The organism is Agromyces intestinalis (genome assembly GCF_008365295.1).
Taxonomy (GTDB): Bacteria; Actinomycetota; Actinomycetes; order Actinomycetales; family Microbacteriaceae; genus Agromyces; species Agromyces intestinalis.
In genome coordinates, this window is sequence record NZ_CP043505.1 from 1 (window position 1) to 17,245 (window position 17,245).

Sequence of the window (17,245 nt, forward strand, 5' to 3'; positions counted from 1 at the left end):
TCACCTCGTGGCGGGCGTACGAGCAGCGGGTTCCGCTCGGCGCCGACCCCGTGAACGACCCCGATCGGCTGGTCGCGGCAGTGCAGGGGCTCGGTCGGCGGGCAGCTGCCTTCGAGGTCGATCTCGCCGACCCCGCCGTACCCGATCGGCTGCTGGCCGAGGTCGGCGACGTGCTCGGACCGGTCGGCGCGCTGGTGCTCTCGCACGCCGAAAGCGTCGACTCGGGCATCCTCGACACCACGCTCGACAGTTTCGACCGGCACTTCGCGGTCAACACGAGGGCCGCGTGGCTGCTGATTCGCGCGTTCGCCCGTCAGGTGCCGGCCGACGGCGGGCGGATCGTCGCCCTCACGAGCGACCACGTCGTCGGCAACCTGCCCTATGGCGCCAGCAAGGGCGCACTCGACCGCATCGTGATCGCCGCGGCCCGCGAGCTCGCGCCGCTCGGCATCACCGCGAACCTCGTGAACCCCGGCCCCGTCGACACCGGCTGGATGGACGACGAGACCCGGGCGGCGCTGGCCGCCCACCAGCCCACGGGCCGGCTCGGCACGCCCGACGACGCGGCGCGGCTCGTGCGGTTCCTGCTCGCCGACGAGGGCGGCTGGATCTCGGGGCAGCTCATCCACAGCGACGGCGGGTTCTCGGTCTGAGCACGCCCGCGGGAGGTACGCGATCGGGTGCGGTTCGGTTCCGCGGCACGGCCCCCTTTCAGCTTCCGCGGCACGGCCCCCTTTCAGCGGATCAGGAACGTTTCGGTGACACGCCGGTGTGGATGCCGCGACACGCCGCCGTCTCGGTCGGAATTCCTGATCCGCTGAGTGGGGTGGGTGAGTGGGAGTGGGTGGGCCGCCGTGGAGAGGGGTCAGGGTGCGGTCACGAAGTCGATGAGCTCCTCGACGCGGCCGAGGAGTGCCGGCTCGAGGTCGGTGTAATCGCGCACCCGGCCGAGGATGCGCTGCCACGCCCGGGCGATGTCGGCCTGGTCTGCGTGCGGCCAGCCGAAGGCGGCGCAGATGCCGTGCTTCCACTCGGTGCCGCGGGGGATGACCGGCCAGGCCTCGATGCCGAGCCGTGCGGGTTTCACTCCCTGCCAGATGTCGATGAACGGATGCCCCACCACGAGCACGTTCGCCCCGTGCGGCCCGCGAGCGACCGCGTCGGAGATGCGCTGCTCTTTCGACCCGGGCACGAGGTGGTCGACGAGCACGCCTGCCCGGCGCCCCGGGCCGGGGCGGAACTCGTCGAGCAGGTCGGGAAGCAGGTCGACGCCCTCGAGATACTCGACGACGACGCCCTCGACGCGCAGGTCGGCGCCCCACACCCGCTCGACGAGTTCGGCGTCGTGCCGGCCCTCGACGAAGATGCGGCTCGGCAGCGCGACCTTCGCACGGCCGTGGTCGACGGCGAACGAGCCCGACGCGGTGCGCGGGCGTGCGGATGCGCCGCCGGTCGCGCCTCCAGGCACACCGGGCGCGCCGCTCGAGCCGGCACCGCGTGCGCCGGGTGCGGCTCGCGTCGGCGGCACGAGTTTCACCGGTTCGCCGTCGACGAGGAACCCCGGCCCGAGCGGGAAGAGTCGGCGCCTGCCGAATCGGTCCTCGAGGGTGACGGTCTGCTTCTCGACGGCGACCACGGCACCGCAGAACCCGTCGGCGGTGAGCTCGACGACGAGATCGCGGTCGGCGGCCACCTCGGGGATGACACGGCGCCCGCGGGCACGCCAGTCGCCGGCGAGCACGTCGGAGCCGTAGCGGTCTGGGCCGTCGAAGGGGGAGTCGGGAGCGGGCACCGATCGAGGCTAACGGAAGTCGCGCGAGCGGTGCCTGGCCGACACGGCGAGCGACTCGAACCGGTCGGCGACGACGTTCACGATGCCATCGCGGCTGCGCTCGAGCATGCCGCGCACGATCATCGCGGGCGCCTCGCGGGCGATGCGGCGGTACCGGTTCCACACGCCGACCCCGGCGATGATGTTCACGGTGCCCGACTCGTCTTCGAGATTCAGGAACGTGATGCCCGACGCGGTCGCGGGCCGCTGCCGATGGGTGACCACGCCGCCGACCTCGATGCGCCGGCCCGACTCGGCGTCGCGCAGCCGGTCGACCCGCAGCACGCCGCGGGCGTCGAGCTGCTCGCGGATGTGCCGGATCGGGTGGTCGTCGGGCGAGATCCCGGTGGCCCACAGGTCGTACACGACCTGCTCGGCCTCGGTGAGCAGCGGCAGCAACGGCGGCTGTACGATCACGACCGAGCCCGCCAGGAACTCCTCGCGATCCTGTGCGGCCTCGCCCGCGAGCCAGAGCGCCCGGCGGCGGTCGAGCCCGAAGGACGCGAACGCCCCGGCAGCGGCGAGCGCTTCGAGTTCGGATGCCTCGAGCCCGCACCGTCTCGACACCTCCGCCAGGTCGCGGAACGGGCCGCCGCGCCCGCGTTCGGCGACGATGCGCTCGGCGGTCTTCTCGCCGATCGACGAGACGTCTGCCAGCCCGAGCCGCACCGCGAACGCGCCGTCGCGCCGATGCTCGGCCGACCGGTCGGGTGCCTCGCGGTCGAACTCCTTCGGGACGGGCGGCTGCTCGGCGGCCGCGCACGTCGGCATGCCGGTCGGAGCGCGGCGAGGCGAGGCATCCGATCGCTCGTCCGCGTCGAGCGGTTCGAGCCCCGCGTGCACCCCCGACCGCTGGATGTCGGGCCGCAGCACCCGCACCCCGTGTCGCCGGGCGTCGGCGGTGAGTGTCTGCGGCGAGTAGAAGCCCATCGGCTGGGCGCGCAGCAGCGCGGCCAGGAACGCTGCCGGGTAGTGCAGTTTCAGCCACGAGCTCGCGTAGACGAGCAGTGCGAAGCTCAGCGCATGGCTCTCGGCGAAGCCGAAGTTGGCGAACGCCTCGATCTTGCCGTAGACGAGGTCGGCGTCCTCGGGTGAGAGGCCGTTGCGCGCCATACCCGCGTAGAGCTTCTCTTTCAGCCGTGAGATCTTCTCGACCCCGCGCTTGGAGCCCATCGCGCGGCGCAGCAGGTCGGCGTCGGCGGGCGTGCAGTCGCCGACCGCGACCGCCATCTGCATGAGCTGCTCCTGGAAGAGCGGCACCCCCTTCGTGCGCTCCAGTACCGGCTCGAGCTTCGGATGCAGGTAGGTCACCTCCTCTTCGCCGGTGCGACGGCGAATGTACGGATGCACCGCACCGCCTTGCACCGGACCGGGCCGGATGAGCGCGATCTCGACGACCAGGTCGTAGTACTCGCGCGGCTTCAGGCGTGGGAGGGTGCCCATCTGCGCCCGCGACTCGACCTGGAACACCCCGATCGAGTCGGCTCGGCACAGCATGTCGTAGACGGCGGCCTCTTCTTTCGGCAGGCTCGCCAGCTCCCAGGTCTCGCCGGTGGTCTCGCGGATCAGGTCGAAGGTGTACTGCAGCGCCGCGAGCATGCCGAGCCCCAGCAGGTCGAACTTCACGAGCCCCATCCACGCGCAGTCGTCCTTGTCCCATTGCAGCACCGTGCGGTGCTCCATGCGGGCGTGCTCGATCGGCACCACCTCGCCGACCGGGCGGTCGGTGAGCACCATGCCGCCCGAGTGGATGCCGAGGTGCCGCGGGAACCCGAGCACCTGCTCGGCGAGCTCGACGACCGGCTGCGGGATGTCGTGGTCGTCGGTCTCGACGACGGCGCCCCAGCGCTCGACCTGGCGCGACCAGGCGTCTTGCTGGCCGGGTGAGTACCCGAGCGCCTTCGCCATGTCGCGCACCGCGTTCTTCGGGCGGTAGCTGATGACATTGGCGACCTGGGCGGCGTTCTCGCGCCCGTACTTGCCGTAGACGTACTGGATGATCTCTTCGCGCCGGTCGGAGTCGAAGTCGACGTCGATGTCGGGCTCTTCGTCGCGCAGCGCCGACAGGAACCGCTCGAACGGCAGGTTGAAGCCGATCGAGTCGACCGCGGTGATGCGCAGCGCGTAGCAGACCGCCGAGTTCGCCGCAGATCCGCGGCCCTGGCACAGGATGCCCCGGTCGCGCGCCTCGCGCACCAGGTCGTGCACGATCAGGAAGTAGCCGGGGAAGTCCTTCTGCTCGATCACCGCGAGCTCTTGCTCGAGTCGATCGCGCACGTGGTCGGGCACACCGGGGTACAGCTCGGCAGCGCCCCGCCAAACCAGCTCGCGCAGCCAGCTCATCGGCGTGTGCCCCGCCGGCACCTGCTGCTTCGGCAGGCGCGGCCGGGCGCTGCGCAGCGTGAACCCGAGCTCGTCGGCCAGCGATACCGAGCGGGCCACCGCGCCCGGATACCTGGCGAACCGCGCCTGCATCTCGGCGCCCGACCGCAGGTGCTGTCCGTCGCTGCCCGGCAGCCAGCCGTCGAGCTCGTCGAGGCTGCGCCGGGCCCGCACCGCGGCGAGCGCGGACGCGAGTCGATGCTCGGGCGGCGTCGCGTAGTGCACCGCGTTCGTCGCGACGATCGGCAGCCGGGCGCGCGCGGCGAGGCCGGCGAGCACGTCGTTGCGCACCTGATCGTCGGGGTGCCCGTGGTCGGTGAGCTCGACCACCACGTGCTCGGCGCCGAACAGCGCGACCAGCCGGTCGAGCTCGCGCCACGCGGCATCCGGCCCGTCGGCGGCCAGCGCCCTGCGAACCGCACCCTTGCGGCACCCGGTGAGCACGACCCAGTCGTCGCCGGCCCGCGCGGCCAGGTCGTCGAGGTCGTAGACCGGTCGGCCCTTCTCACCGCCGGCGAGCTGCGCCGCCGTGATCGCGCCCGCGAGCCGGTGGTAGCCCGCTTCGCGCCGGGCGAGCACGAGCAGGTGGTCGCCCTGGGGGTCGGCCGCGCCGAGCTGGGGCGCCGAGAGCCCGAGCGAGAGCTCGGCCCCGAACACGGTCGTGAGGTCGGGGAAGCTTTCGGCGGCCTCGGCGAACCGCACGATGCCGTAGAACCCGTCGTGGTCGGTGAGCGAGAGTCCGGTGAGGCCGAGCCGCACGGCCTCTTCGACGAGCTGCTCGGGCATCGAGGCGCCGTCGAGGAAGCTGTAGGCCGAGTGCGCGTGCAGCTCGGCATAGGGCACGAGCGGCTCGGTCGGCGGCGGCAGGGGAGTCGAGGGTTTGTACGGATGTCGCTTGCGACTCCATGCCGGACTGTCGCCGCCGTCGGCGATGAGCTTCGACCGGCTCTGGTCGGGCCGGCGCCGGTCGGAGAGCGTGCGCTCGAGCTCGGACCAGGGGATCTCGGGGTTGTTCCAGCCCATCGCCGCCCCTAGTCGTATCTCGCCTCGGCCTGCCAGCCGTCGGCGTCGCGCACCAGCAGCCAGGCGCAGCCGTCGTCGTCGACCACCTGGAAGCGGTGCACGCGGCGGGCGTGCACCGGATCCCACCAGCGTTCGACCACCGGCCACGGGCCCGCCCAGGCGCGCACCGCGGCGGGCTCGCCGCCGCCGACCGCGAACGAGACCGGGGCGGCCGACACCGCGCCGCGGTCGTCGACCGTCACGGTCGCGCCACCCGCGTCGAGGAGCACCGCCCGGGGGCGCTCGCGGAACACGCTCGCGGGTGCGAGCGCGGGCAGGCTGCCCGGCCAGGGGGCGTCGTCGCGGCGCTCGGGCGGCCGGTCGCCCCACGGCACGAGCACCTGCCGGTCGGTGAGCATGCGACCACCGCCGACCGCGGCCGTGACGACCGCGTCGTGCCCGAGCATGCTCTGCACCCGGGTGAGACCGTGGTGCACGCGCTCGTCGGGTCCGCCGCCCCACAGCCCGTCTTCGTGGTTGCCGGTCGAGTCGACCCGCTCGGGCACCACCCGCACACGCACGATCGGCGCCGCGAGGCCGCGATCGGCGCTGCCCGACCCCTGCAGCTGCCACCGGATGCGGTCGACCACGTCGGCCGCGGTGAACCAGCGCGGGTGCAGCCAGCCACGACCCGAGTGCCCGCCGCGGTCGTCGTCGATCTCGACCCGGATCGCGGTGCACACGAGCCGGCTCGCGCGCATGCGGTCGATGAACTCCTCGGCCCGCACCCGGAACGCGAACGCGAGCTGGTCGACCCGGTCGATCGGCGGCTCGAACTCCTGCTCGACGGCGAACTCGGGCGGGGGAGTGCGCGGCGCGACCCGAGTGCCCTCGCGCCCCGCAGCGAGCCTATGCGCGAACGCGCCCGCGGCGCCGAACCGACGGCGCACATCGTCGGCCGGCAGCGCGGCGAACTCGCCCAGCGTACGCACCCCGAGGCGCTGCAGCAGCGTCGCGACCCGCGGCTCGACCACCAGGCGCACCGGCAGCGGGGCGAGGAACCCGGCGGATGCCCCGGCGTCGACGACCCCGACGGGCTGCTCGTCGCGGGTGGCCCGGGCGGCTTGCTCGGCGGCGAACGGCCCGTCGGAGACTCCTACCCTGGCATCGGGCACCCCGGCCGAGGCCACGGTCGCGAGCAGCGCCTGCGCCGCGGCATCCTCACCGCCGTAGTAGCGCACCGGGCCGCGTGCCCGCATCGCCAGCGTGCCGGGCCGCACCACCTGCACGCCCGGCACCGCCTGTTCGACCGCGCGGACGACCGGTTCGAACGCCCGCGCGTCGAGCGCCGCGTCGTAGGCCAGCACCACGACCGACGGGCACCGCAGCTGCGCCTCGCGCAGTCGCAGGCCGCGGATGACGCCCTCGCGGCGTGCCGAGGCCGACGACGAGTGCACGAGTCCCCCCGCGGTGAGCGCGATGGGCGACGACGGGTCGATCGCGGCCTCGCGGGCGGCGGCCAGGACCGGCCAGTCGGGGCACCAGAGCACGATCGTGCGGGCGAGGTCGCTCATCCGGCCCGCCGTTCGAGCGGCAGCACGGGGGCGAGCGGGGCATCCGCCCCCTCGGCAGCCGAAGCCCGCGCTGCAGCCAGCCCCCGCTCGGGCAGGCGCAACCGGGCGCGCCGGCCGCGTGCGAGTTCGCCGCGCCCGCCGACCCGCACCTCGACCTCACGCTCGCGCAGGGCGCCGTGCCCGGGTTCGAGCCCGGCCCACTCGCTCGCCGCGACCTCGAGCACGGTGTCGGCGCCCGGCCAGTCGCCGGCCGCGACGAGCACCGATCCGCGCTGGCGGATGCGAGCGGCCAGCCGGGACGCCTCGGCCGGGGAGACGCGCCCCGACGGCCGCACCGCGACGACGGGGATCACCTCGGCGAGGGTGGCGGCGACCGTCAGCCACTGCCCGCCTGGATCGGGAACCAGCACGAGCCGGTCGAGTGCGATGCCGAACCGCGCCGCCGCCTCGACGCCGAAGTCGGGCAGCCCGACCACGGCCGCCCACCGGCCGCTCTGCGACGCACCGGCGAGCAGCGCCATGACGAGGCTCGTGGAGCCGGCGACCTGCACCACGGTGCCCTCGCGCAGGGTGCCCCCGGGCAGCACGTCGGCGAATGCGGGGTGCGTGGGCACCGCCCGAGAGTCGAGCCGGGTGGCCTCCATGCCGCGGATGCGCGACTGCAGCTCGCCCACCCGGTCGAGTCGGGATGCCTGGGGCAGGGGAGATGCGCTCACCCGCCCAGTTTCGAACATTCATTCGAATGGGGCAAGTCGCGCAGGCCACGCGTCCGCACGGCGCGGCGATCGCTCAGGAGTCGTCGGGCTCGTCGCCCTCCTGGGCCTCGAGGATCATGCCGACCGAGGTCGCGCAGGCGTCGCCCTTCCACGCCTCGACGCCCTCGTGCGTCGCGAAGGCGGCGATGACGAGGCCGGCGACGGCGTCGGCCCACCACCAGCCCAGCGTCGAATTGAGCACGAGTCCGGCGAGCACGGCGGCCGAGAGCCACGCGCAGATGAGGGTCTGCGTGGAGTCGGCGACGGCCGTCGCCGAGCCGAGCTCGCGCCCGGCCCGGCGCTCGGCGAGCGAGAGGAACGGCATCAGGATGACGCTCACCACCGTGAGCACGATGCCGATCGTGCTGTGCCGCACCTCGGCTCCGCCGGCGAGCGCGACCGCCGAAGACACCGTCACGTAGGCGGCGAGCGCGAAGAACGCGATCGCGATGACCCGCAGCGTCGGTCGCTCCCAGCGCTCGGGGTCGCGACGGGTGAACTGCCAGGCCACGGCGGCCGCCGAGAGCACCTCGACGACGGAGTCGAGCCCGAATCCGATCAGCGCGACCGAGGAGGCGGCGGTTCCCGCGGCGATCGCGACGGCGGCCTCGATGACGTTGTACGAGATCGTGGCGGCGACGATCAGCCGGATGCGCCGGTGCAACCGGTCGCGTCGGTCGGCCGAGAGCGCGGCCGGGGGACTCAGCACGTGCAGCCCTCGCCGTCGCAGCAGTCGGGCTCGACGTGCAGCACGACGCGCAGCAGTTCGTCGAGGGCCGGTGCGAGGTGCGGATCGGCGAGCCGGTACCACGTGCGCCGCCCCTCGGGGACCGCCTCGACGAGCCCGCAGCCGCGCAGGCACGCCAGCTGGTTCGACATGACCTGCCGCGAGACGCCGAGCGCGTCGGCCAGATCGGATGGGAAGCCGGGCGCCTCGCGGAGCGCGAGCAGGATGCCCGTCCGTGTGGGATCGCCGAGCGCATGGCCGAACCGGCTCAGCGCCGCTCGGTGGGTCAGGGTGGCCGTCGCGAACGTCATGCGTCGAGAGTACAGGAAATCATGAACTCATGTATCGCTGAATCAACGGATGCCTCGCCGACCGGTCGAACGGGCAGAGCGCTTCGCCATCGCACACGCAGCGCACCCGAACACACGAAAGGCCCGGATCGAAACCGATCCGGGCCTTCCGACACATCGTGCGCGAGGGGGGACTTGAACCCCCACGCCCTTTCGGGCACTAGCACCTCAAGCTAGCGCGTCTGCCATTTCCGCCACCCGCGCGTGTGTCCGCCGCTGATCCCTCAGCGGCCGTAGAAGACATTAGCACGGTTTGCGAGGCGCCTCTGACCACTTCGCTACGGTGGAGCGCATGGCCGAATCCTCCGCGAATCCAGACGCCCCGACCGAACTCGAGGAGACCGCCCGCATCGCCCGCGACCTCATCCGCATCGACACGACGAACCACGGGGAAGGCCGCTCCAACGGCGAGCGCGAGGCCGCCGAGTACGTCGAGGCCGAGCTCGCGGCCCTCGGCCTCGAACCCCGGATATTCGAGTCCGCTCCCGGCCGCGCGAGCGTCGTCGCCCGGGTTCCGGGCCGCAACCCGGCGAAGCCCGGCCTCGTGCTGCACGGCCACCTCGACGTCGTGCCCGCCGACTCCCGCGCCTGGAGCGTCGACCCGTTCGCGGGCGAGATCCGAGACGACTGCCTGTGGGGCCGCGGCGCTGTCGACATGAAGGACATGGATGCCATGATCCTCACCTCGATCGGCGACATCCTCAGGTCGGGCGACCTGCCCGAACGCGAGACCGTGGTCGCGTTCTTCGCCGACGAGGAGGCCGGCGGCGGGTACGGCGCGAGTTGGATGGTCGACGAGCACCCCGAGCTGTTCGCCGGCGCGAGCGAGGCGATCAGCGAGGTCGGCGGGTACTCCATCACCGTGGGCGGCACCCGTGCCTACCTGCTGCAGACGGGCGAGAAGGCGCTGGTCTGGGTGCGGCTGCGTGCGCGGGGCACCGCCGCGCACGGCTCCCGGCTCATCCGCGACAACGCGGTCACACGGCTCGCCGAGGCGATCGCCGCACTCGGGCGCACCGAGTGGCCCGTGCGGCTCACCGACACCACCCGCGAACTGCTCGGCGAGATCGCGACGGCGCTGGGCGTCGACCCCGAGCAGGTCTCGCCCGACGAGCTCGCGCTCGCCACCGGGTCGGCCTCGGGCTTCATCACCGCGACGTTGCGCACGACGGCGAATCCGACCCTGCTGCACGCCGGCTACAAGCACAACGTGATCCCCGACCTGGCCGAGGCGCTCGTCGACATCCGCACCCTGCCCGGCGAGGAGGACCAGGTGCTGGCGCGCGTGCGCGAGATCGTGGGCGACGACATCGAGATCGAGATCGTGCACCGCGACGTCGGGCTCGAGGCGCCGACCTCTGGGCCGCTCGTCGACGCCGTCACGCGCGCGATCACGGCGCACGACCCCGGCGCGGCGATCTTCCCGTACATGCTGAGCGGCGGCACCGACAACAAGTCGCTCAGCCGGCTCGGCATCCGCGGGTACGGGTTCGCGCCGCTGCGGCTGCCCGACACGCTCGACTTCCCGGCGATGTTCCACGGCGTCGACGAGCGGGTTCCGCTCGACGCGCTAGCATTCGGGAGGCAGGTGCTCCGGGACTTGCTGCTCGACTATTGACGACCGATTCGACGGGGCGGTCCCGGGTCTCCGCCCTTCCGCGCGGAGGCGGAAGGAGGAGGCGAACGTGCTCGAAGCCCTGATCCTGGGCCTCGTGCAGGGGCTGACGGAGTTCCTGCCGATCTCGTCCAGCGCGCACCTGCGCATCCTGGGCGAGTTCCTCCCGAACGCCCAGGACCCGGGCGCCGCGTTCACCGCGATCACCCAGCTCGGCACCGAGACGGCCGTGGTCGTGTTCTTCTGGCGCGACATCGTGCGCATCATCTCGCACTGGTTCGGCTCGTTCACGGGCCGGGTGCCGCGCAACGACCCCGACGCGCGCATGGGCTGGCTGATCATCGTCGGTTCGCTGCCGATCGGCATCCTCGGGCTGCTGTTCCAAGACGAGATCGAGACCACGTTCCGGTCGCTGTGGATCGTCGCGACCATGCTCATCGTGTTCGGCCTCATCCTGGGCCTGGCCGACTGGGCGGGGCGCAAGACCCGCACGCTCGACCGGCTCACGGTCGGCCACGGCATCCTGTTCGGGCTCGCGCAGGCACTGGCGCTCATCCCCGGCGTCTCCCGGTCGGGCGGCACGATCTCGATGGGGCTGTTCCTCGGGTACACGCGCGAGGCCGCGGCGCGGTACGCGTTCCTGCTCGCCATCCCGGCGGTGTTCGCCTCGGGGCTGTTCCAGGCGTTCAAGAGCATCGGCGAGCCGAGCGTGTACGGCCCGATCGAGACGGCCGCGGCCACGCTGGTCGCGTTCGTCGTCGCGATCCTCATCATCGCGTTCTTCATGCAGTACATCTCACGGCACAGCTACCTGCTGTTCGTGATCTACCGCATCGCGCTGGGCGGGCTCATCTTCTGGCTGCTCGCGGCCGGCGTCATCGACGCCTGAGCCCCACCGCGATCGCGTACGCCGGCGCCATCAGCGCGAACACGTGCGTTCGATGATCGGATGCCGCGTGGCCGCGCCGAGGCTCAGCCGCCTGCCGGCGGCCGCCAGGGCTCGTCGCCGCGCTGGTCGCCTCGGCGGCGCAGATACCGCTCGAACTCCTTCGCGATCGCCTCGCCGCTCGCCTCGGGCGCATCGACGGCATCGCGGGCGCGCTCGAGCTGCTCGATGTACCCGGCCATTTCCTCGTCGTCGGCGGCGAGGGCGTCGACTCCGGCCTCCCACGCCGCGGCGTCGACCTCGAGGCTGCCGCGGGGGATCGACAGGCCGGTGAGCTCCTCGAGCTTGGCCAGCAGGGCGAGCACCGCCTTCGGCGACGGCGCGTTGTGCACGTAGTGGGGCACCGACGCCCAGAGCGTCACGGTCGGGATGCCGACCCGCTCGGCCTGGTCGGCCAGCACGGTGAGAATGCCGATGGGCCCCTCGTAGCTCGAGCGTTCGACGCCGAGCGATTGGCGCACGTCGGGGTTCTCGCTCGAGGCGAACACCATGAGGGGGCGGGTGTGCGGTGCGTCGGCGAGCATAGCGCCGAGCAGCACGATGCCGTCGACGTCGGCCGCGAGGGCGGCGTCGATCAGCTCGGACGCGAAGCTCTTCCAGCTCCGGGCGGGTTCGGCGCCGAGCAGCACGTGCAGCACGGCCGCACCCGGCCCGGTGACCGCGTCATCGCCGTCGTCGGCCGGGCCGCCGGGACCGAGCAACGCTGCACCCGGCCATTCGATGCGACGCACGCCGTCGTCGCCCGAGACGACCGTCGGGCGGTTGAACTGGTAGTCGTAGTAGAGCTCGGGGTCGACCGCGGCGATCTCGACGAGCCCGAGGCGTTCGACGAGCAGGCGCGCGGCGCCGCTGGCGGCTTCGCCGGCATCGTTCCAACCCTCGAAGGCGACGACGAGCAGGCGTCCGCTTCCGAACCCGACCGGCTGATGCACTCAGACACCCCGTTTCCGACTCCGACCTCCGGGGTCTCCACCCCACAATAGGCGCTGCCCGTAGACTTGCCCGTTGTGACCACTCGCCTTCCCGCCGCCGTCCTCTGGGACATGGACGGCACGCTCGTCGATACCGAGCCCTACTGGATCGCCGCCGAGACCGAGATGGTCGAGGAGTTCGGCGGTACCTGGACCCACGACGACGCCATGCGGCTGGTCGGTTCGGGGCTGTGGGAGTCGGCCGAAGTGTTCCAGCGCTACGGCGTCGACCTCGACGCCGACACCATCGTGGCGCGGCTCACCGAGCGCGTGCGCGAACAGCTCTCCGAGCACGGCGTGCCGTGGCGGCCTGGTGCGAAGGAACTGCTCGAAGCGCTGCGCGAGGCATCCGTGCCCACCGCGCTCGTGACCATGTCGGTGCGCTCCATGGCCCAGGACATCGTCGACGCCATCCCCTTTCACGCCTTCGACCTGCTTGTCACGGGCGACGAGGTCGCCGAGGCGAAGCCGCACCCCGAGCCGTACCTCACCGCGGCGCAGCAGCTCGGCGTGCCGATCGGCGAGTGCGTCGCCATCGAGGACTCGCCGGCCGGGCTCACCTCGGCGGCGACCGCCGGGGCCGTTGCGATCGGCGTGCCGAACATCCTCGCCCTCGACGACGTGCCGCACCACCTGTTGTGGTCGACACTCGACGGCCGCACGGCCGACGACATCGCCGCCGCCTACGCCGGGGCGCGCGCATGAACGGGGCACGCGGGGCGCAGAGCGGGCCGTTCCGCGCCGGCGACCGAGTGCAGCTCACCGGGCCGAAGGGCCGGATGCACACGATCACGCTCGAGCCCGGCAAGGTCTTCCACTCGCACAAGGGCCCGATCCCGCACGACGACCTGATCGGCCTGCCCGACGGTTCCGTCGTGGCGAACGCGGTCGGCATCGAGTACCTCGCGCTGCGGCCGCTGCTCAGTGACTTCGTGATGTCGATGCCGCGCGGAGCGGCCATCGTCTACCCGAAGGACGCGGTGCAGATCCTCGCGCAGGCCGACGTCTTCCCAGGCGCGACGGTCGTCGAGGCCGGCGTCGGGTCGGGTGCGCTGTCGCTGTGGCTGCTGCGGGCGATCGGCCCCGAGGGGCGGCTGTACTCGTTCGAGCGGCGCGAGGAGTTCGCCGAGGTGGCCCGCGGCAACGTCGCGACCTATCACGGCGACGACCCCGAGAACTGGTCGATCACGCTGGGGGACCTGGCCGACGCGCTGCCCGAGACGGTGGCCGGGGCATCCGTCGATCGCGTCGTCCTCGACATGCTCGCCCCTTGGGAGGTCCTCGGCTCGGTGACCGAGGCGCTGAAGCCCGGCGGCGTCGTGCTCTGCTACGTCGCAACGGTCACGCAGCTCTCGCGGGTCGCCGAGGCGATCCGCGCGACCGGCGCGTACACCGAGCCGGTCGCGAACGAGACGATGGTGCGCGGATGGCACGTGCAGGGCCTCGCAGTGCGGCCCGACCACCGCATGATCGCGCACACCGGGTTCCTGCTGACCGCGCGCCGGCTCGCACCCGGCACGGTGCTGCCCGAGCTGAAGCGTCGCCCGTCCAAGACCGACTTCAGCGATGAGGACGTCGAGGTCTGGACCCCGGGCGCCCTCGGCGAGCGGGATGTCTCGGCCAAGAGCCTGCGCAAACGGGTTCGCGCGGCAGGCACGGCGGCGAACCTGGCTCGCGAGTCGGATGACACGGCCTCCCTGCCCGCCGAGCCCTCGCCGTCCGACGTCACGAACGAAACGTCCGGCACCGCCGGGTAGGCTTTCTGCTGCTCTCCCGCATCCCCGTCGATCGAATCGAGGTCCCGTGCGCTCGTCCATCGCGCTCATCGCCGCCGCCGGTGTCATCGCCGTCGCCCTGACCGGTTGCGCCGGGCCGACCGCCGAGCCCGAGGCGAGCCCGGGCGTGTCGTCCGACGCCGTCTCGGTTCGCGGCGACTTCGGCGAGAAGCCCATCGTGAGCTTCCCGACACCGCTCACCCCCGAGCGCACGCAGTGCACCGAGGTGATCGCGGGCGAGGGCGACCTGCTGCAGGACGGCCAGCGCGTCATGGTGGGGCTCTCGATCTCCAACGGCCGCACCGGCGAGGCCCTCGAGGTCGCCGGGTTCGGCGCGGAGGAGCCGCTGCCGCTCGACCTCAACGAGACGACGCTCCAGGGCATCACCAAGGGCCTGAGCTGCGCGCGCGAAGGGTCGCGGGTCGCGATCGTCGTGGCCCCCGAGGACGCGTTCGGCGACGAGGGCAACGCGAGCGTCGGCATCCAGCCGGGCGACAGCCTCGTCATCGTCGCCGACGTGCAGCGGGCGTTCCCCGTGCGCGCCGACGGCACGCCGACGCTCACGCGCGACGGGTTCCCCGCCGTCGTGCTCGCTCCCGACGGGCGCCCCGGCATCACCGTGCCGAAGTCCGACCCGCCCGCCAACACCGAAGTCGAGGTGCTGCTGCAGGGCGACGGCGACGTCGTCGAGAGCGGCGATCAGGTGGTCGTGCAGTACACCGGCGTGCTCTGGGACACCGGCAAGGTGTTCGATTCCACGTGGGAGCGCGGAGGCGTCGCCGCGTTCACGGTCGCCGACGACGAGACGTCGCAGGTGGTGCCGGGCTTCTCGAAGGGGCTCATCGGACAGAAGATCGGTTCGCAGGTCGGCATCATCATCCCGCCGGCCGACGGATACGGCGACCAGGGCAACGGGCAGGTGCCCGGCGGCTCGACGCTGTTCTTCGTCGTCGACATCCTCGGCGTCGTCTGAGCGCCCGCGACCTGAGCGGGCGCGTCGCGGCGACGGCGGCTGGCGACGTGCTGCGCGGCGCTAAGATCGCTCGTGTGCCAGGGGAGTCGAGCATCGCATCGAGGATCGAGGCCGACGACCGGCTGTTCAGCCTGGTGCTCGCGCTCATCGCGACCGAGCACGGCCTGCTGAAGACCGAGATCCTCTCGACGGTCCGCGGATACGCGGAGCGGTACGACGCACGCCCCGGCCGCAACGCGAACCTCGAGCGGCAATTCGAGCGCGACAAAGAGCAGCTGCGCGAGCTCGGCATCCCGCTCGAGACCCTCGAGTCGCCCGACCACGCCGGCGACAACCAGCTGCTGCGGTACCGCATCCGCAAAGGGCGCTACGAGCTGCCAGAGTCGGTGCGGTTCACCCCCGATGAGATCGGGTTGCTCGGCCTCGCCGCCGAGGTGTGGCGCGAGGCATCCCTCTCCGAGGACTCGCAGCGCGCGCTCACCAAGCTGCGTGCCCTGGGCATCGAGCCGCGCGAACCCGTCATCGGGTACGCTCCTCGGCTGCGGGTGCGCGATGGCGCGTTCGACCCGCTGCGCCAGGCGCTCGACCGGCACCAGACGGTGCGCTTCCGCTACCTGCGCCCCGGCTCCGAGGCGCCCCGCGAGCGCACGGTCGACCCGCACGCGCTCGTGCTGCACGAGGGCCGCTGGCACCTGCACGGGCACGACCGCGACCTCGACGCCCCGCGCACGTTCCTGCTGAGCCGCATCACCGGCCCCGTGGCATCCGTATCGAACTCGACCTTCGACCCGCCCCAGCCGGGCGTGCAGGACCGCGTGCTCGCCGAGCTCGAGGCGCTGCGGCTCGCGAACGCCGCCGACCTCGAGCTCATCGCCGGCTCCGACGCCGAGGTGCGCCTCGGACGGCGCGCGGTCGAACGCGATGGCCGGGTGATCCGCCTGCACTACACCGACGAGGTGGTGTTCGCCGACGAGCTCGCCTCGTACGGGCCCGAGGTGCGGGTGATCGCTCCCGACTCGCTGCGCGCCCGCGTCCGCGACCGGCTCGCGGCCGTCGTGGCGGCCCACCGAGACGAGGCGCGATGACCGACCGACGCCCCCGCCCCCAGAAGGCGCCCGACAAGCTGCTGCTGCTGCTCGCGCTCGTGCCGTACCTGCTCGAGCGTCGCGTCGTCGAGGTCGCCGAGGCTGCGGCGCACTTCGGCGTCGACGAGGCGCAGATCCGCGCCGCGGTCGAGCGCATCGCCACGTCGGGGCTGCCGGGCGACACCGGCACCTACCAGGCGAACGACCTGTTCGACATCGACTGGGACGCCTTCGAAGAGGAAGACCTCATCATCATCGTCCATCACGTGGCGATCGACGATGCCCCGCGGCTGAGCTCGCGCGAGGCGGCGGCGCTCATCACCGCCGTGCAGTACCTCAGCACGCTGCCCGAGAACCGCGACAGCGCGCAGCTCGCGTCGCTGAAGCGCAAGCTCGCCGAGGGTGCGTCCGAGGACCCGGTTCCGCTCGGCGCCGAGGAGGCGAAGTCGGATGCCTCGCTGACGCTCGTGCGCGAGGCCGTCGAGACCGGCCGCCAGCTCGAGTTCGACTACCGCAACGCCCAGGGTGAGCACATGCGGCGTCGCACCGACCCGCTGCGCGTGCTCTCCGACGGTGCCGACTGGTACCTGCAGGCCTACTGTCACACGCGGCTCGACGTGCGGAACTTCCGCGTCGATCGCATGACCGACCTCGTCGTCGTCGACGAGTCCGTCGCAGACCACGCCGACGCGGTGCTGCCGTCGACGCTCTTCCAGGCCTCCGACACCGACTTCGACGTGGTCGTCGACGTCGCCCCCGACGCGCTCGCTCTCATCGCCGACTACCTCGCCGACGCGTCGACCGACGTGCAGTCCGACGGCCGGCTGCGGGTCACGCTGCGCGTCGCCCACCATCACGGACTCAAGCGCCTGGTCGCCGGGCTCGGCGGCCTCGTCACGGTCGTCGCCCCCGACGAGGCGCGCGACGCCGTCGCGGCCTGGGCTGAAGCGGGGCTCGCGGCGTACGACGGGTAGACTGTGGGCACCATCCACCGATCATTGGACGAACCCCATGTTTCAAGGCTTCACCGGTTGGCATGCCCTGATCATCCTCGTGGTCATCCTGCTGCTGTTCGGCGCGCCCAAGCTGCCCGCACTGGCCCGGAGCCTCGGCCAGTCGATGAAGATCCTGAAGAACGAGGTCCGCTCCGACAGCGACCAGGCCGAGGGCACCACCGACTCCGCCGACGCTGCGACGACCGACCAGCCGAAGGCGACCGGCAGCAGCACGGACACCACCAAGAGCTGACCACGTGACCG

General features: G+C 72.4%; 15 protein-coding genes, 1 tRNA gene and 1 pseudogene. 9 read left to right on the forward strand and 8 right to left on the reverse strand.

Annotated features, from left to right (window positions below):
- Positions 1-8: 8 nt before the first annotated feature.
- Positions 9-653 (forward strand): annotated as a pseudogene (locus FLP10_RS00005) (SDR family oxidoreductase); the annotation flags it as partial.
- 212 nt (positions 654-865) lie between these two features.
- Here the strand turns inward: FLP10_RS00005 and FLP10_RS00010 are convergent.
- From FLP10_RS00010 to FLP10_RS00040, 7 genes are all read right to left on the reverse strand, one after another.
- Positions 866-1,792, reverse strand: a complete 927-nt coding sequence (locus tag FLP10_RS00010) for a DUF3097 domain-containing protein (RefSeq protein WP_149159005.1) — start codon at positions 1,790-1,792, stop codon at positions 866-868.
- Positions 1,793-1,801: 9 nt separating this feature from the next.
- Positions 1,802-5,236: an error-prone DNA polymerase gene (locus FLP10_RS00015; protein WP_149159006.1), complete on the reverse strand. Its 3,435-nt coding sequence runs from the start codon at positions 5,234-5,236 to the stop codon at positions 1,802-1,804.
- 8 nt (positions 5,237-5,244) lie between these two features.
- Positions 5,245-6,789, reverse strand: coding sequence for a DNA polymerase Y family protein (locus FLP10_RS00020; protein WP_149159007.1), 1,545 nt, complete (start codon positions 6,787-6,789; stop codon positions 5,245-5,247).
- On the reverse strand, positions 6,786-7,505 hold the full coding sequence (locus tag FLP10_RS00025; protein ID WP_149159008.1) for a hypothetical protein: 720 nt from the start codon (positions 7,503-7,505) through the stop codon (positions 6,786-6,788). Before FLP10_RS00025 ends, FLP10_RS00020 begins: the two co-directional genes overlap by 4 nt.
- A 73-nt stretch (positions 7,506-7,578) precedes the next feature.
- The gene (locus tag FLP10_RS00030) at positions 7,579-8,259 is read right to left on the reverse strand and encodes a cation efflux transmembrane domain-containing protein (RefSeq protein ID WP_149161993.1); all 681 of its coding nucleotides are present in this window, start codon (positions 8,257-8,259) and stop codon (positions 7,579-7,581) included.
- A complete protein-coding gene (locus tag FLP10_RS00035; protein WP_149159009.1) occupies positions 8,247-8,582 on the reverse strand; it encodes an ArsR/SmtB family transcription factor in 336 nt (111 codons plus the stop codon). Before FLP10_RS00035 ends, FLP10_RS00030 begins: the two co-directional genes overlap by 13 nt.
- Positions 8,583-8,741: 159 nt before the next feature.
- Positions 8,742-8,825, reverse strand: a tRNA-Leu gene (locus tag FLP10_RS00040).
- An 88-nt stretch (positions 8,826-8,913) separates the two neighbouring features.
- Here FLP10_RS00040 and FLP10_RS00045 point away from each other — a divergent pair.
- Positions 8,914-10,239: a M20/M25/M40 family metallo-hydrolase gene (locus FLP10_RS00045; protein WP_149159010.1), complete on the forward strand. Its 1,326-nt coding sequence runs from the start codon at positions 8,914-8,916 to the stop codon at positions 10,237-10,239.
- Positions 10,240-10,306: 67 nt separating this feature from the next.
- On the forward strand, positions 10,307-11,125 hold the full coding sequence (locus FLP10_RS00050; protein ID WP_210418442.1) for an undecaprenyl-diphosphate phosphatase: 819 nt from the start codon (positions 10,307-10,309) through the stop codon (positions 11,123-11,125).
- A gap of 83 nt (positions 11,126-11,208) precedes the next feature.
- On the opposite strand, the gene FLP10_RS00055 is transcribed toward FLP10_RS00050, so the two are convergent.
- A complete protein-coding gene (locus tag FLP10_RS00055) occupies positions 11,209-12,114 on the reverse strand; it encodes a PAC2 family protein (RefSeq protein WP_246150075.1) in 906 nt (301 codons plus the stop codon).
- 75 nt (positions 12,115-12,189) lie between these two features.
- On the opposite strand from FLP10_RS00055, the gene FLP10_RS00060 reads away from it, so the two are divergent.
- The 6 genes from FLP10_RS00060 (at position 12,190) to tatA (ending at position 17,234) form a co-directional block, all read left to right on the forward strand.
- Positions 12,190-12,858, forward strand: coding sequence for an HAD family hydrolase (locus FLP10_RS00060; protein WP_246150076.1), 669 nt, complete (start codon positions 12,190-12,192; stop codon positions 12,856-12,858).
- Positions 12,855-13,910, forward strand: a complete 1,056-nt coding sequence (locus FLP10_RS00065) for a tRNA (adenine-N1)-methyltransferase (RefSeq protein WP_149159012.1) — start codon at positions 12,855-12,857, stop codon at positions 13,908-13,910. Before FLP10_RS00060 ends, FLP10_RS00065 begins: the two co-directional genes overlap by 4 nt.
- Positions 13,911-13,956: 46 nt before the next feature.
- On the forward strand, positions 13,957-14,901 hold the full coding sequence (locus FLP10_RS00070) for an FKBP-type peptidyl-prolyl cis-trans isomerase (RefSeq protein ID WP_149159013.1): 945 nt from the start codon (positions 13,957-13,959) through the stop codon (positions 14,899-14,901).
- 74 nt (positions 14,902-14,975) lie between these two features.
- Complete coding sequence (locus tag FLP10_RS00075; protein ID WP_246150077.1) at positions 14,976-15,986, forward strand: helix-turn-helix transcriptional regulator; 1,011 nt, start codon at positions 14,976-14,978, stop codon at positions 15,984-15,986.
- Positions 15,983-16,960, forward strand: coding sequence for a helix-turn-helix transcriptional regulator (locus FLP10_RS00080; protein ID WP_149159014.1), 978 nt, complete (start codon positions 15,983-15,985; stop codon positions 16,958-16,960). Before FLP10_RS00075 ends, FLP10_RS00080 begins: the two co-directional genes overlap by 4 nt.
- Before the next feature lie 37 nt (positions 16,961-16,997).
- On the forward strand, positions 16,998-17,234 hold the full coding sequence (gene tatA / locus FLP10_RS00085; RefSeq protein WP_149159015.1) for a twin-arginine translocase TatA/TatE family subunit: 237 nt from the start codon (positions 16,998-17,000) through the stop codon (positions 17,232-17,234).
- Positions 17,235-17,245: the final 11 nt, after the last annotated feature.

Coding starts and splice junctions, on each gene's coding strand:
- FLP10_RS00015 (WP_149159006.1), bottom strand. CDS start 5,236: ATGGGCTGGAACAACCCCGAGATCCCCTGGTCCGAGCTCGAGCGCACG.
- FLP10_RS00020 (WP_149159007.1), bottom strand. CDS start 6,789: ATGAGCGACCTCGCCCGCACGATCGTGCTCTGGTGCCCCGACTGGCCG.
- FLP10_RS00035 (WP_149159009.1), bottom strand. CDS start 8,582: ATGACGTTCGCGACGGCCACCCTGACCCACCGAGCGGCGCTGAGCCGG.
- FLP10_RS00045 (WP_149159010.1), top strand. CDS start 8,914: ATGGCCGAATCCTCCGCGAATCCAGACGCCCCGACCGAACTCGAGGAG.
- FLP10_RS00065 (WP_149159012.1), top strand. CDS start 12,855: ATGAACGGGGCACGCGGGGCGCAGAGCGGGCCGTTCCGCGCCGGCGAC.
- FLP10_RS00080 (WP_149159014.1), top strand. CDS start 15,983: ATGACCGACCGACGCCCCCGCCCCCAGAAGGCGCCCGACAAGCTGCTG.
- tatA (WP_149159015.1), top strand. CDS start 16,998: ATGTTTCAAGGCTTCACCGGTTGGCATGCCCTGATCATCCTCGTGGTC.